The sequence below is a fragment of the Niveispirillum sp. GW835-FHT14G11 genome, assembly GCF_058793615.1.
The window spans coordinates 258,481-272,687 of the sequence record NZ_JBXAFZ010000002.1; the positions used below are offsets into that span (position 1 = coordinate 258,481).

The following is a 14,207-nucleotide window of genomic DNA, read 5'->3' on the forward strand; positions in this document are numbered from 1 at the left end:
GAAGGCCGGGGCCCAAGTCGTAGAGCAACGCGCTTGTCACTTGGGCCCCGGCCTTCGCCGGGGTGACGGTGGAAGGGGCGGAAGCCGGGCGGCTCAACCCCCTCGGAATTGCCGCTTATATCGACAGCACTCCAGGAACCCACCATCATGGCGACCGACAGATACGGCGGCCCCGCCGCAATCGGTGCGGTAAAGGCCGCCACCGCCGCACAGGCCGGTGCCGCCGGCCTTGCCGCCGCCTTGCGCCCTCCCGCCATGCAAATGCAGGCCGGCATCCTGTCGCGCCCGCCCGACCTGCTGGCGGGAACCGTGACCCAGGTGACGGGCACCCTGGGCATGGCCACACCGGAGGGTGACCTGCCGCTGGTCACCGGGTCCGGCACCGTGCTGCTGCGCCCGGTGCCCGGCGCCTGGCCCAGCGATCTGGCGCCCGGCAGCGTCGTTTCCGTCACCCTGGGGCCGGGGGCACGAGCTGCCAATGTCCAGGCCCTGGCCACACCCGAGCGCACCGCCTCGGTCGCCACCGGCACCCGCCCGCCCGTTGCCGGAGCGGAGGTGGCGTTGCGCGGCATGCTGGCGGCCGGCAGCGACGCCGGCCTGCAGCCGGGCACCGCGCCGCGGCCGGTCGTGTCCACCAGCAGTGCGGTGGCGGCCACGGTGGCAACCAATGCTCAGCCGCAGGCCGCCACGACCCCGTCCGGCAACCCGCAACTGCTGGCCAGCGCCGGTGCCATGCAGCCGCCCCGCCCCGGCCCCGCCGTGACGGCGGCCCCCGTCCCGGACGCCCCCCGCGCCATCGCCGCCGCGCACAGCGCCCAGGCCGTGCCCGACATCGCCAAAGGGGCCCGTGCCGGCACTCAGGATTTGCAACAGCAGGCAGCCCTGGCCCAGCAGGGCGATGCCCTGACGACCCGGCAGGCAGCATCCCCCCTGGTGGACCCGCCCCCGCCAGACCTGCCGCTGCCGCTGGCCCGTGACCTGGCGGCCACCCGGCCCGATCTGGTGCTGGCCCAGGCGCTGGCCCATCCCGGCATGGTGGCGCGCATGGCGGCCTTCCTGCCGCGTGCCGACCGGCTGGGGAGTGCTGCCCTGATGCTCTATCTGTTCGGGGCCCGCAATGGCGGGGTCCGCGCCTGGCTGGGGGAGGAGCAGATGCGCCACGTGACGCGGGGGGAGGCGGCCGCCCTGGCACGGATCGAGGAAGGGATGGTGACCACCCCGCGCATGGCGGCCGACGGGTCGGTCTGGACGACGCTGCTGGTGCCCTTCATGGAGGGCGACCGGCCGTCGGTCATGCTGCTGGCCACCAATCCGGGACTGACATTGCCGTCTGATCCGGAATCGGCACAGGAAGGACGGGAGGCAGAGGAAGTGACGGCCACCGCCTTCACCCTGGGCATGGATTTGAGTGCCCTGGGACCGGTGCAGCTGCGGGGTCTGAGCCTACCCGATAGGGTAATGCTGGACCTGTCGATCTCGCTGCTGCCACCCCCCGCCCTGCGCGACTATTTCGAGCAGGTGGTCGATAAGGCATTGGCCGGATTGGAGGTGCGGTCCAGCCTGCGCCTGCACTGGGGACGCGGGCCTTTCATGGCGGAAATGATGCCTGATGGTGCTCGTGTGACATGCGAGCGTAACGCGTGATCTTTAACGCTGGTTTAACCCCGTTCGTATCAATTTTTAGGAAAATTCCCGTCTGGCTTTGCCTTATGGACAGGAATTCCGAACAGAGCACAGCCGATTTGGTATTGTACGAATGGAGGAACCGAATGCTCGTCGTCGCATCGCTGGAAACCGAACTTCACCGCCTTCTCGATCTGGCCGCCCAGCTCAGCGATGAGCGCGGGCTGGCCCGTCTGCACCAGCTTCTGACCTGCCTGGCGGAAGGTGCCTCCATCGCCAGCTACAATCTGGATGTTCCCGACGGGCTGGGCCATGTGCCGGCCCTGCAGCGCACCTTGTTGACCCAGAGCCTGCTGACGGTGACGGCGGAAGGGCGCTGCTGAACGGGGTTTATACCACCGTGTTCTGCACCTTCAGGTTCAGGACATAGGCGATCAGTTCCGCCACCATGACATAATGCTCGGGCTGCACCTCCTCGCCGATCTCCAGACCGGCGTGAAGGGTGCGGGCCAGCGGCGGGTTTTCCACGATGGGCACATGGTGGTCGGTCGCCACCTTGCGGATGCGCAGCGCCACCAGATCCATGCCCTTGGCCACGCAGATGGGGGCCGGCGCCTTGGACAGGTCATAGCGCAGGGCGACGGCAAAGTGCGTCGGGTTGGTGATGACCACCGTAGCGCTGGGCAGTTCGGCGAACATGCGGTTGCGGGCCCGGTCGCGGCGCAGCTGTTTGATCTTGGCCTTCAAGTGCGGGTCGCCTTCAGCCTGACGGAATTCCTCCTTCAGCTCCTGCATGCTCATCCGCTGCTGCCGGCGCCAGGACAGGCGCTGCCACAGCAGGTCCAGGACGGCGATGATGATCACCGCCACCAGCACGCCCAGCAACAGGTCCACCGTCACATCGATCAGCAGCAGGGGCAGCACACCGGCATCGGTCAGGACCATGGCCTCTGCCTGATCAAGGGTGGGTGAAACCACCAGGACGAAGGCGATGGTGATGGCCACCACCTTGCCCAGGCCCTTCAGGAACTCCACCAGATTGCGCAGCGACAGCAACCGCTTCAGCCCGGCCAGCGGCGACAGGCGGGCCATCTTGGGCTGGATGCGTTCCCCCGCGATGACGATGCTGCCCTGGCCCACCGCCCCCAGCAGGCCCGCCGCCAGCAGCAGCCCCGCGGCCGGCAGCAGCACCAACCCCACCCCACCCGCCAGACCGGCAATCAGGTGGAAGGCATCGGCCGGGCTGGTCAGCACGATGTCGCCGGGATTTTCCACCAGGGCCAGGAACTCCCCCGCCAGCCCCGCCGCCATGCCAGGGCCCAGCCCGCCGACCATGATCAGGGCCGCCAGGATGGCCAGGGCCGCCCCGACCTCGCGGCTGGTCGGCACGTCGCCGCGCCGTTTGGCCTCGTCCAGTTTTCGCTGGGTCGGTTCTTCGGTCTTCTGGTTGTCATCGCCCTGTTCCGCCATCTCACCCGCCGAAACGCAGCAGCCAGCCGCCGAACCCGTCCAGGAAGCCGGTCAGGATGGCGGCGATGGTGGCGGCCAGGATGAACAGGCCGCCCAGGATGGAGATGGGCAGGCCGATGAAGAACACCGCGAATTGCGGCATGGCCCGGTTGATCAGCCCCAACCCGACATTATAGACGAAGCCCAGCACCAGGAACGGCCCCGCGAACTGTGCGGCCATGCGGAAGGACAGGGTGACCGCGTCCGACGTCATGCGCGCCAGCAATCCCATGTCGGGAATCTTCGCCGCCGGCATCAGGCGGTAACTGTCCACCAGGGCCCGGATGATCACGTGATGCATATCGGTGACGAAGATCAGCACCAGCCCGCCCAGCATCAGATAGGACCCGGCCACCGACCCGCCCTCAAACCCCGTGCCGGGCAGGGCGAAGATGTTGGACAGGCCGATGGACTGGGAGATCACCTGTCCCGCCATCTGCAAACACGCAAACAGAATGCGGGCACACACACCCAGCACGGCCCCGGCGATCAACTCCCCGAACACATGGCGCAGCAGGTCGGACACGGCGTCGGGGGCCGCCGCAGGCAGGCCCGGCACGATGGCAGCCAGCGCCAGCGACAGGCCCAAGGCGGCGGCCAACCTTGTCTGCATGGGTACCGCCATCTCCCCGAATCCCGGCAGCATGGACAGAGCGGCGCCTGTCCGGACCAGCACCAGCAGCAGACCGTACAGTTCGGCTGTCAGCAGTTGGGCGAGGGGGAGATTCATATCTGGTCGATGGTGGTGACGGGGGCCTTGCGGTGCAGCTCGCTATGGCAGATCACCGGCGTGGACGGGCTGACCCGTTCCAGCAGCGAGCGCACGAAGGGCCGGGCTGCCGGCGTCACCAGCACGGCCGGCCAATAGTCCGACGTGGCGTGTGCCTGGATGCGGGTGCGCGCCGCCATCAGGAAATCCTGCACGGTGGAAGGCGGCATCACGAATTGCCGGTCCTCCCCCTGCTCGATGATATTGTCCAGGAAGGCCTGTTCCCATTCCGGGCTGACCACGATGACGGGGATGGACCCGTCGGGCGTGGTCAAAGCCTGGCAGATCTGCAGCGACAGGCGGGAACGCACATGCTCCGTCATCAGCGTCACATTGCGGGTCCAGGCCGCCGCCTCCGATATGCCTTCCAGGATCAAAGGCAGGTTGCGGATGGAGACGCGTTCGGCCAACAGCGCCTGCAGTACCCGCTGCACCACCGACAGGCTGACCTGTCCGGGGATCAGGTCGGCGACCAGCTTCTGATGCTCGCGGTCCAGTTCGTCCAGCAGGCGCTTGGTGGCGGCATAGCCCAGCAATGTGGGCATATGCTCCTTGATGATTTCCGCCAGATGGGTGGTGATGACGCTGTCGGGATCGACGACGGTGAAGCCCTTCAACTCCGCCTCCTCGGCCTGCACCGGCTCGATCCAGCGCGCCGGCAGGCCAAAGGTGGGCTCGCGCGTGTCGGTGCCGGGAATGTCGATGCCCTGGTTGCGCGGGTCGATGGCCAGCATCTTGCGCACCTGCACCTCACCCTTGGCGATCATCACGCCCTGGATGGAAATCTCATAGGCATTCATCGATACCGACGCACTGTCGCGCAGGCGCACCGATGGCAGCAGGAAGCCGAATTCGGTGGCGAAGCGCTTGCGCAGGCGCCGCACCTTGGCCGACAGGCCCATGGCCGGGTCCAGGATCAGCGGCACAAGACCGCCCCCCAGCTCCACCCTGATATCGTCCACCCGCAGCATGTCGGCCACCGGCTCTTCCGCCGTGGGGGCCTTGGCGGCCAGCAGCTCGTCATGGCGCTTCTGTTCGGCCAGACGCGCCGCATTGCGCGGCAGGTACCAGGCCAGCCCGCCCGCGCCCGCGGCCAGGATGAAGAAAGGCAGGAAGGGCAGGCCCGGCGTCAGGCCCAGCAGCAGCAGCAGCGCGCCGGCAACGCCCAGCGCCTTGGGATATCCGCCCAGCTGGTTCAGAAGCGCCTGTTCGATGGAACCCTGGTTGCCGCCCTTGGACACCAGCAGGCCGGCAGCCAGCGACACGATCAGGGCCGGGATCTGCGTCACCAGCCCATCGCCGATGGTCAGGACGGTGTAATTATGGGCGGCCTCGCCGAACGCCATGTCATGCTGGGCCACACCGATGATCAGGCCGCCCAGGACATTGATGGCGGTGATGACCAGACCGGCGACGGCATCACCGCGCACGAATTTTGACGCACCATCCATGGCACCGAAGAACTGGCTTTCCTGTTCCAGTTCCGACCGCCGCCGCCGCGCCTCCCCCTCGTCGATCAAACCTGAGGACAGGTCGGCATCGATGGCCATCTGCTTGCCAGGCATGGCGTCCAGCGCGAAGCGCGCGCCCACCTCGGCGATGCGGCTGGCACCCTTGGTGATGACGATGAAATTCACCAGCATCAGGATGCAGAAGACGATCAGGCCGATGACGAAATTGCCGCCCATGACGAAATCGGCAAAGCCCATGATGACATGGCCGGCCGCATCGGTGCCCGTATGCCCGCCCGACAGGATCAGCCGGGTCGATGCCAGGTTCAGTGCCAGCCGCAGCATGGTGGCGACCAGCAGCACGGTCGGGAAGCTGGAGAAATCCAGCGGCCGGTTGATCCACAGCGCCACCATCAGGATCAGCACGCTGATCGCCATCGACAGCGCCAGACCCATATCCAGCATCCAGGTCGGGACGGGCAGGATCAGGACGGTCAGGATGAAGACCAGCCCCAATGCGAAGAACACGTCGCGATGGCGCAGGCCTTCAGGCAGGGCGGTGGCGGCAGACATGGGGCTCGGTTCTCCGGGATATGTCAGGCCAGATTAGGCAGGGGCGGGTAAAACTGGGGTTCAAGGGCGGGCCCACGGTCTTCCCCGCCCTTGAACCCCATCCCCTAACCCATGCGGGGCGGCAGGGCCCAGGGTTCGCCGTTATTGATATCCCGGCGCGGTGGACGGGGTGGCATGTCGGCCAGGTCGTTGCGACGCAGCAGCACCAGCCGCAGATTGGCCGCCACCCGGTCGAAATAGGCATCGCCCTTGTCGGGCGTGCGCGAATGGTAATGTTTCACCGACCGCGTCCAGTTGCGCAGGTCGCCATGAAATTCCTTCAGCATGCCGGCGGCATAGGCGACATTGGCTTGCGCGTCGAAGGCCGTTTCCAGGTCGGGGAAGGCCTGGGGATGCCAATGCAGGTTGACCTGCATGCAGCCGACATCGATGGACCGCACCCCACGCTTGCGCAAGGCCTTCACATGGGCGAGCGCAGAGGCCTTGTCGGGGAAATACCGCCCCTGGCCCTCGGCATTCACGGTCCAGGGCCAGACGGTCAGGCGGCCATCCACCTCGCGCCCCGCCTCGGTGACGCCGATGGCGATCAGCAGGCGGCCGGGCATGCGCATCTGCTTTTCCGCATCGCGGATGGCATCAAGGCAGAGGGTGGCATCGCCCGCCATCGCCGGCAGGGTCCCCAGCAGTAACAGCAGCAGGGCCAGCCATCTCATGGCGGCACGCCGCCGATGCGGGTCACGATCTCCGCCCAGAAACTTGCCAGCACATGGAACATGAAGGGCAGCGCCAGCACCACCGTCACCATGATGGCCACGATCTTGGGCACGAAGGACAATGTCGCCTCCTGCACCTGGGTCAGCGCCTGCATCAGGGAAATGCCGAACCCCACGACCAGCGCCACGACCAGAGGCGGCGTCGCCGCCCAGATCACGGTCCAGATGCCGCTGCGCAGCAGGTCCAGGACGTCGGCTTGGGTCATGATGTGGGTCCCTGGGGGGCTGGGCTTCCGCTCTCACTACCCATACATGGACACCCCTCAGATCGGCATGCGCATGATGTCGAGATAGGCATTCACCAGCTTGTCGCGCACCGCGCTCACGGCCTGCACGGTCAATTCCGCCGACATGGTGGCCTGCACCACCTCCTGCGCGGTGGCCTTGCCCTGCAGGCCGGAAGCGGCCACCTGCTCGCCATTGCGCATGGTGGCGATGGCATCCTTGACGGCCTGGCCCACGATCTCCGGGAAGGAGCCACGGGCCGGGACGGCGACATCAGTGATGCCGGCCGGACCGGCGATGCCGGGCATCTTGCCGGCAGCATAGGCGCCGGTGACGCCCGATACGGGAACAACGTGCATGTTGGTCTCTCCCTCAGCCGCGCAGCATGTCGATGGTGCGGCCCAGCATGGCGCGGGCCTGCTGCATCACGTTCAGATTGGCGTCATAGGACCGGCCGGCCTCGCGCATGTCCATGGCCTCGACCAGGCTGTTGACGTTGGGCAGCTTGACATAGCCGTCGGCATCGGCCGCCGGGTGGCCAGGATCGTACTCAAGCCGGAAATCGCCCATGTCGTGGCCCACCCGCTTCACTTCCACCGTATCGGCCTTCAGCGCCCGGTCCATGACCGTGGAGAAGACCAGCGTCTTGCGGCGATAGGGATCACCACCCGACACCTCCGATGTGGAATTGGCGTTGGCCATATTCTCCGCCACCACCCGCAGGCGCGTGGTCTGCGCCTTCATGCCCGATGCGGCGATGCCGAAGGAGGCGGCGAGATTGTCGATTGCCATGGTAAAACTCCCCCTCAGCGGCCGGTGAAGGCATGGCGCAGCATGGCGACATTCTTCTGGAACAGGTTGGCGGCCAGGTCGTATTGCTGGCGCACCTCGGCGGTCTTCATCATCTGTTCCTCCAGCACCACGCCATTGCCGTCTGGTGCCGTCTCATAGACATCCACCCGGCGATCCTCGCGGAACGCGGCGGCCTGGCGCAGAGGCTCCAGATGGGCGGCATCGGTGCGCGCCTGCTCCACCCCCGCCCCCTTCAGCGCCTCGGCGAAGCTGAACGGTTTCAGGTCGCGGGCCCGCGCGCCGGGCGTGTCGGCATTGGCGATATTCTCCGCCAGCACCTTGTGCCGGGCTGACAGGTAATCCATGCGGCGGCTGGCCAGGTTGAACAGGCCGATGGCGTTCAAATCCATCTCAGCGATACTCCCAGGAGGGCCGGATATGGGGGGATGCTTCCATGGCCGACTTAAAGCCGCGTTTAAGCGCCCGGCCGCCGTCGCCGGCTTTTAACCGGCTTTAATCGCGTGCTTCCAAGGATGGGGGCCTGAAAACCCAGCATCGGGACCCGCCCCATGACCATCCTGGCCGGCCTTCTGGCCGATATCCAACAATTGCCCGGCCCCCGCTTCCATGGTCAGGTCGTCACCTGCTCGGGCCTTTCGATGGAGGTGGAGGGGGTGGAGCGCCGCCTGTCGGTGGGCGATGGCTGCAAGGCCCTGACCCGCGACGGCCGCCCGGTACCGTGCGAGGTGGTGGGGTTCCGCCAGGGTCGCGCCGTGCTGCTGCCCTTTGCGTCGATGGAAGGGATCGGCCTGGGATCAAAGGTGGAAGCCGGCATCGCCTCGGGCCTGGTGCGGCCGGATGAAAGCTGGCTGGGCCGCGTGATCAATGCCTTCGGCCGCCCTATCGATGGCAAGGGCCATGTCGGGCTGGGCGATGCCAACCGGTCGCTGCGCGCCCTGCCGCCGCCGGCCTTCGAACGCCGCCGCATGGGCGCGCGGCTGGAGACGGGCATCCGCGTCATCGACGCCTTCACACCGCTCTGCCGGGGCCAGCGTCTGGGCATTTTCGCCGGGTCGGGCGTGGGCAAATCCACCCTGCTGGCCATGCTGGCCCGGTCCAGCGCGGCCGATGTCAATGTCATCGGCCTGATCGGTGAGCGTGGGCGCGAGGTGCAGGAATTCATCCAGGATGATCTGGGGGCCGATGGGCTGGCGCGCAGCGTGGTCATCGTCGCCACAGGCGACGAGCCGGCGCTGGCCCGGCGTCAGGCCGCCTATCTGACCATGGCCGTGGCGGAGTATTTCCGCGATGCCGGCCGCGACGTGCTGTGCATGATGGACAGCGTCACCCGCTTCGCCATGGCCCAGCGGGAGATCGGCCTGTCGGCCGGTGAGCCACCGACCACCAAGGGCTATCCGCCCAGCACCTTTGCCGAACTGCCCCGCCTGCTGGAACGCGCCGGGCCGGGGGCCGACGGCACGGGCGACATCACGGGTGTCTTCACCGTGCTGGTCGATGGCGGCGACCATGACGAGCCGGTGGCCGACGCCGTGCGCGGCATCCTGGACGGCCATATCGTCATGGACCGCAAGATCGCCGAACGCGGCCGCTATCCGGCCATCGATGTGCTGAAAAGCGTGTCACGCGCCCTGCCCGGATGTCATTCGCCGGCGGAGAATGAGACGGTGGCCGGCGCGCGGGCGCTCTTGTCGCGGTACGAGGCGATGGACGAGATGATCCGCCTGGGCGCCTATCGCGCCGGCAGTGACGCGGAAGTGGACCAGGCCATCAAGGCCCAGCCCTCGCTCCAGGAATTCATGCGCCAGAAGAAGGGCGAGACGACGCCGGCGGCCCAGGGCTTCGCCGTGCTGGACGCCATCCAGGCGGACCTGACGGCACCACCCCCTGCCCCGCCGGAACCGCCGAAGAAGGCGGGGATCGCGGTGAAGCGGCGGGGGTGAGGGGCGCCTTTGTGAGGGGCGTGGGCACCATCGCTGCCGCTCTAGCAACCGTCACCCCGGCGAAGGCCGGGGCCCAGCATAAGCGGCGTCGGCCGCGATAAGAGTCATATCGGCGCTAACCGCGCCTTACGCTGGGCCCCGGCCTTCGCCGGGGTGACGGTGGAACCCTGGCAGCCACCCCCCTCACCACCGCCGCGTCGTTGCCAGGGCCATCAGCGTCGATGCGTCGATGGTCGTCCGCCCGCTGCCGGACAGCAGTTGCACGGCCGCGTTCCCCGCCGCCGCATTGCTGCTATTGCCGTTCACGTCGTACATCATCATGAAGCGTTCAACCAATTTCCCCGCTTCCGCCGGGTCCTTCAGCTTCTTGATGTCGAAGCGGCTTTGCAGGATGTCCACCTGCCGGTCCAGGTCGATCTGGGCGGCCTGATCGGGCAGGCCCAGGGCGGTGCGGGCGAACTCCGCCAGGGCCTTGTCGGCCAGCACCTGATACCAGCTGGTGATGCCCGCCGACTTGCGCTGGAAATACAGGCCCAGGCGCAGCGCCTCGTTGGCGTTGCCGGCCGACACCTCGAAGCTCTGCGTCTCATAGCGTTTGACGACATCATTGACGGAGGCCGGGCTGCCGCGCCGCTTGGCCCCACTATTGATGGTGCTGAAGGCCAGGGCCAGGTTCTTTTCCCGCTCGCCCGCCATGGCGGCGAAGCTCTTGGCATCGGCCGGGTCGCTGGCCAGAACCTTGCGCAGGTAATTGGTGTCGCCCGCCTTGTCCTCCAGGTCAAAGGCCTTCAGGACGGTGGCCAACAGGTTGCGGTCGGCCAGCAGGTCGCTGCCCACCTCCAGCCCCGGCAGCTTCTGTTCCAGGGACAGCAGAGTCCGTTTCACCTCGTACCGCGCGGCCACGGCGGCCTTGTCGCGGTCATAGGTGCTGGCCATCATCTCCCACTGCACCTTGGACGATACCGGGCTGCCGCGCGGATTGCCGTTATAGTCCCAGACATCCAGGAAATTGTTGCGGAACACCGCCAGGGTGGGCGCCAGCTTCATCTCCGCGAACGGGATAGTGTTCTCCAGCGCCTCGGCCTGGCTTTTGGCATCGGCGGGGCCGATCGGTTCGGACAGGCCATAGACGGTGCGCACCACTTCCGCCATGTCCGGGTCGTCCATCACCGAAGCCCAACTGGTCTTGGTCGGCAACTGGCGGGAGAAGCCCAGCATCATTTCCAGCGCCTGGTTGCGCTGGCCGATCTCCTGCTCGAACAGGGCGGTGACGTAACGGTCGCCGATCTGATCGGCGAAGGAGGTGCCGGTCTTGGCACTGTTGGGGCCGAAATTGAAGGCGCCGGCCAGTTCACGGAACCGCTGGTCGCCCATGCGGTTGGCGACCGACGCCGTATCCGACAGGTCGCTTTCCAGCACCTTGCGCACCAGCGCCTGGGAATTAACCTGATCCTCCAGCCCGAAGGCCCGCATCACATAGGTATAGACACGGCGGTCGGACATCAGCTCATCCACCGACCCGACCTGCGGCAGCTTGGACCTGGCATAGGCGGTGTCGGCGCTGTTGACCGGATCGGCCATCATCATGGCCTTCTGCCGTTCCTGGGTGCGCGACAGCAGCCGCCATTGCACCAGGGACGAACCGAAACCGCCCGTCACATTGCTGGCGCCGAAGCCGACGATGCTCATAGCTCCACCTCCCGCCGCTGCGGCCCGACACCGCCAGCCTCGTCGTCAGGCGGCACATAGCCGGCGGGGATGCGCAGCAGCACGTCGCCGGTGGCTGTATCCAGCACCTCGGTGAACAGGCGCTGCGTCTCCGGGTCCAGCAGCACGCGATAGGGACGGAAGGCCGGCGACGGCTCCACCGGCGGCTTCACGGCCACCGGGGGAACTTTCACATTCTTGTCCGCCTCGCGGTCCGCCACCCGGTCCATCGGGGGAACCGGCTCCGGCATACGCCGCCGCGCGGCATTTTCCGATGGGGAAACCGCCTCGACCTGCTTTCGATCACTCATGGTCCCCTCCTGTTGCGGCGGCCCCCGCCGCTTCCCGAAGACCGGCCTTGCCCCCCTGCCTTCGGGGCGCCTACACACCGGCCGCCCGTTCTGGCGGCGGTTCGGCCGACGCCACCGACCCGACGGACGGCAGCAAAATCGCCTCGTAACTGATGACGGGCCGGAGTGCGGCCAGCGCCTTGTAGAAATCCCCCTCGCGCACATGCCGGTCGGCATCGGCCAGGTGATAGGTCATGTCCGGGTCCAGGATCGCCGTGTGCAGCTGGGCGATCAGCGCGTCGTACAGCAGTTTCTGGCGCGCCGCGTTGGGAGGATCCAGCAGCATGGCCTGCACGGCGTAATAGGTACGCTTGACCGGCGTCGTCGCCTCCTCCGGCTGCAGGATGGAGCGGCCGGTCATCACCTGGGCGTGGTTGGCGACGGTCACGGTATTGCGGTGACGGCCATTTTCGATCACCACCCCGTTGACGATGAATTTTTCGAAGGGCTTCAGCTTCAGCTTCAATCCCATGGCGCACCTTCCAGATCAGTTCACAGGCGCGGCAGCCAGCCCCTGCATGACGGTCCGATTGACATCGACAAGGGGGCCGAGTGGCCGGTCGGTGGACAGGGCCGTGCCGCTGTACCGGTCAACCCAAAGGCCCAGCGAGATCAGCCCCGCCTTCAGCTGGTCCGGCAGCAGGTTGCCCGGATCCGCCACATCGGCCACCAGCGTCATCCAGAGCCGGCGGTTGCGGTCGATGGCGCGGATGCGCGCCAGGGCGTCGTTGCTGCGGGTCGCCGTCTCCAGGTCCATGGTGACCTGCTGAAAGACCTTGCGTTCCAACTGCCGGGGGCTGGCCGTGTCCATGACGGACTGGCGATAGGCTGCGACGCTCATTGACAATCGTCCCCTTGAATAAAAGCGAGGATCAAAGAGTAACAGCCGGCGATTAAACGGCGATGAAATGAAAAATACCCGGTAATATGGATGTAAATAAGGGGCCGGTCTTGCGACCGGCCCCTCGAATTCACCGATCCGTTATTAACGGAACAGCGACAGGATGTTCTGCGGCGCCTGGTTGGCGATCGACAGAGCCTGGATGCCCAGCTGCTGCTGGACCTGCAGGGCCTGCAGACGGGCCGATTCTTCGTTCAGGTTGGCATCGACCAGGGTGCCGATACCTTCATTCAGGCTGTCCACCAGCTTGCTGGTGAAATCGGCCTGCAACTCCAGGCGCTTGCCGACGTTACCGAATTCGGCGGCGGCACTGATGACCGTGTCCATGTGGGTTTCCAGGGCCAGCAGCTGGGCCTGAGCGACGGCGGCGTTGGCCGAACCGTCGGCACCGGCGGTGATCAGGGCCGACAGGCCGGCCACGAAGGTCTGGACCGCCGTCATGTCCTGGCCGTCGATCGTGTCGGTCACCGCCGTGATGGCGGCACCGGCGCGGTTGATCGACACGGTCAGGGTGCGGGTGTTGGCATTGTCCAGCAGGTTCTCACCATTGTAGCTGGCGCTGTCGATGGTGTTCTGGATGTTGCTGGCAAGGCTGTCCAGCTCGTCGCCGACCTTGGCGTGATCGACCGAAGCCGACGTGGCCAGGGCCAGCTGGTTCTTCACTTCGCTGAGCAGCTTCTGGATGTTTTCAGAGCCGACGCGGGCGGTCTGCACCGTGGCGGCGTTGATGGCGATGTTCTCGTTCAGCGCCTTCAGGGCCGACACATCGGACTTCATGACGGTGGAGATGGCCCAGTAGGACGAGTTGTCCTTGGCGGTGCCGACCTTCATGCCGGTAGAAATGCGATCCTGAACCGTCTGCAAATCCTTGCTGGTCTTGTTCAGGGTCTGCAGCGCAACCATCGCGCCGACGTTCGTCAGAATAGAAGCAGCCATGATCATTCTCCTTCGTGGATGGATATGGATCCAGCGCCTTCTGACGCAGCCGCTGCCGGGGTTAGGGGGCATCTGTGGCCCAGCCCGGAAGCTGTGTTGACTGTGGCAGGCAGAGATTAAATCCGCTTAAAAAGCAGTGCTGCCACAAGGGTATACATCTTTAGAGATTATGATCGATCCGCCCGTACCCCGGCATGGCCCGCCGGGCGGCGGTGCCGCTGCGGCCATAGACGCCGTCGGCGCGCTGGCGTTCGGCCACACGGCCCAGGCGCTTGGCGACGGCGGTCACTGCCTCTTGCGCTGCCTGCAGGGCGATGGTGTTGGCGCGGGTCGCCGCACACAATCTTGCGGCGGCGATACGCACCCGCTCCGGCGGGGCCGGGTCTTCCACCGGCTCAACCCCGTCTTCACCCGGATCGGCGGCGAAGACCGGCAGCGGCGGGGCGCGGTTGGCTTCGCGCAGCAGGATGCCCAGCTGTTCGAACAGCCGGCGCTTGGTGTTGAAATAAAGCTCCAGCCCGTCAGACTGCGCCTTCGACACCCGGCTGGTTTCCTCCTCCAGCAAGGCGGTCAGCACCTCGAACGCCTCGGCCAGGCGCAGGCGCATATCAGGGGACAACGCACCGACATTCATCGC

The 14,207-nt window shown here is 66.6% G+C and carries 17 protein-coding genes; 3 read left to right on the forward strand and 14 right to left on the reverse strand.

Annotated elements, in window-relative coordinates; genetic code table 11:
- Positions 1-147: 147 nt before the first annotated feature.
- Both AC1Q7F_RS04730 and AC1Q7F_RS04735 read left to right on the forward strand, forming a co-directional pair.
- Complete coding sequence (locus tag AC1Q7F_RS04730; RefSeq protein WP_492504322.1) at positions 148-1,644, forward strand: hypothetical protein; 1,497 nt, start codon at positions 148-150, stop codon at positions 1,642-1,644.
- A gap of 125 nt (positions 1,645-1,769) precedes the next feature.
- Entirely contained in the window at positions 1,770-2,006 is a 237-nt protein-coding gene (locus AC1Q7F_RS04735; protein ID WP_492504324.1) for a hypothetical protein, read from the forward strand.
- Positions 2,007-2,013: 7 nt separating this feature from the next.
- Here the strand turns inward: AC1Q7F_RS04735 and AC1Q7F_RS04740 are convergent, their stop codons facing one another.
- The 8 genes from AC1Q7F_RS04740 to AC1Q7F_RS04775 all read right to left on the reverse strand — a co-directional run bounded on the left by AC1Q7F_RS04740 (position 2,014) and on the right by AC1Q7F_RS04775 (position 8,125).
- Entirely contained in the window at positions 2,014-3,093 is a 1,080-nt protein-coding gene (locus AC1Q7F_RS04740; protein WP_492504326.1) for an EscU/YscU/HrcU family type III secretion system export apparatus switch protein, read from the reverse strand.
- 1 nt (position 3,094) lies between these two features.
- Positions 3,095-3,862 carry a flagellar biosynthetic protein FliR gene (locus AC1Q7F_RS04745; RefSeq protein WP_492504328.1) on the reverse strand — a complete coding sequence of 256 codons (768 nt, stop codon included), beginning with the start codon at positions 3,860-3,862 and terminating at the stop codon, positions 3,095-3,097.
- The gene (gene flhA / locus AC1Q7F_RS04750) at positions 3,859-5,925 is read right to left on the reverse strand and encodes a flagellar biosynthesis protein FlhA (RefSeq protein WP_492504330.1); all 2,067 of its coding nucleotides are present in this window, start codon (positions 5,923-5,925) and stop codon (positions 3,859-3,861) included. The genes AC1Q7F_RS04745 and flhA overlap by 4 nt, the downstream gene beginning before the upstream one ends.
- 104 nt (positions 5,926-6,029) lie before the next feature.
- Positions 6,030-6,638, reverse strand: a complete 609-nt coding sequence (locus tag AC1Q7F_RS04755; RefSeq protein ID WP_492504332.1) for a lysozyme family protein — start codon at positions 6,636-6,638, stop codon at positions 6,030-6,032.
- Positions 6,635-6,904, reverse strand: a complete 270-nt coding sequence (fliQ, locus tag AC1Q7F_RS04760) for a flagellar biosynthesis protein FliQ (RefSeq protein ID WP_492504334.1) — start codon at positions 6,902-6,904, stop codon at positions 6,635-6,637. Before fliQ ends, AC1Q7F_RS04755 begins: the two co-directional genes overlap by 4 nt.
- 57 nt (positions 6,905-6,961) lie before the next feature.
- Positions 6,962-7,282 carry a flagellar hook-basal body complex protein FliE gene (gene fliE, locus AC1Q7F_RS04765; protein WP_492504336.1) on the reverse strand — a complete coding sequence of 107 codons (321 nt, stop codon included), beginning with the start codon at positions 7,280-7,282 and terminating at the stop codon, positions 6,962-6,964.
- A gap of 13 nt (positions 7,283-7,295) precedes the next feature.
- Positions 7,296-7,715, reverse strand: a complete 420-nt coding sequence (gene flgC / locus AC1Q7F_RS04770; protein WP_492504338.1) for a flagellar basal body rod protein FlgC — start codon at positions 7,713-7,715, stop codon at positions 7,296-7,298.
- Positions 7,716-7,729: 14 nt separating this feature from the next.
- Entirely contained in the window at positions 7,730-8,125 is a 396-nt protein-coding gene (locus tag AC1Q7F_RS04775; RefSeq protein ID WP_492504340.1) for a flagellar basal body protein, read from the reverse strand.
- Positions 8,126-8,284: 159 nt separating this feature from the next.
- Here AC1Q7F_RS04775 and fliI point away from each other — a divergent pair, with 159 nt between their 5' ends.
- A complete protein-coding gene (gene fliI, locus AC1Q7F_RS04780; RefSeq protein ID WP_492504342.1) occupies positions 8,285-9,676 on the forward strand; it encodes a flagellar protein export ATPase FliI in 1,392 nt (463 codons plus the stop codon).
- Positions 9,677-9,859: 183 nt separating this feature from the next.
- Here fliI and AC1Q7F_RS04785 read toward each other — a convergent pair whose 3' ends face one another.
- The 6 genes from AC1Q7F_RS04785 to AC1Q7F_RS04810 form a co-directional block, all read right to left on the reverse strand.
- Positions 9,860-11,365, reverse strand: coding sequence for a DUF1217 domain-containing protein (locus tag AC1Q7F_RS04785; protein WP_492504344.1), 1,506 nt, complete (start codon positions 11,363-11,365; stop codon positions 9,860-9,862).
- Positions 11,362-11,694 carry a hypothetical protein gene (locus AC1Q7F_RS04790; protein WP_492504346.1) on the reverse strand — a complete coding sequence of 111 codons (333 nt, stop codon included), beginning with the start codon at positions 11,692-11,694 and terminating at the stop codon, positions 11,362-11,364. Before AC1Q7F_RS04790 ends, AC1Q7F_RS04785 begins: the two co-directional genes overlap by 4 nt.
- Before the next feature lie 70 nt (positions 11,695-11,764).
- Positions 11,765-12,205 carry a flagellar biosynthesis repressor FlbT gene (locus tag AC1Q7F_RS04795; RefSeq protein ID WP_492504348.1) on the reverse strand — a complete coding sequence of 147 codons (441 nt, stop codon included), beginning with the start codon at positions 12,203-12,205 and terminating at the stop codon, positions 11,765-11,767.
- A 15-nt stretch (positions 12,206-12,220) separates the two neighbouring features.
- On the reverse strand, positions 12,221-12,574 hold the full coding sequence (gene flaF, locus AC1Q7F_RS04800; protein ID WP_492504350.1) for a flagellar biosynthesis regulator FlaF: 354 nt from the start codon (positions 12,572-12,574) through the stop codon (positions 12,221-12,223).
- Between the two features lie 144 nt (positions 12,575-12,718).
- Positions 12,719-13,570: a flagellin N-terminal helical domain-containing protein gene (locus AC1Q7F_RS04805; RefSeq protein WP_492504352.1), complete on the reverse strand. Its 852-nt coding sequence runs from the start codon at positions 13,568-13,570 to the stop codon at positions 12,719-12,721.
- Positions 13,571-13,730: 160 nt separating this feature from the next.
- Positions 13,731-14,204 carry a hypothetical protein gene (locus tag AC1Q7F_RS04810; protein WP_492504354.1) on the reverse strand — a complete coding sequence of 158 codons (474 nt, stop codon included), beginning with the start codon at positions 14,202-14,204 and terminating at the stop codon, positions 13,731-13,733.
- Between the last annotated feature and the right edge of the window lie 3 nt (positions 14,205-14,207).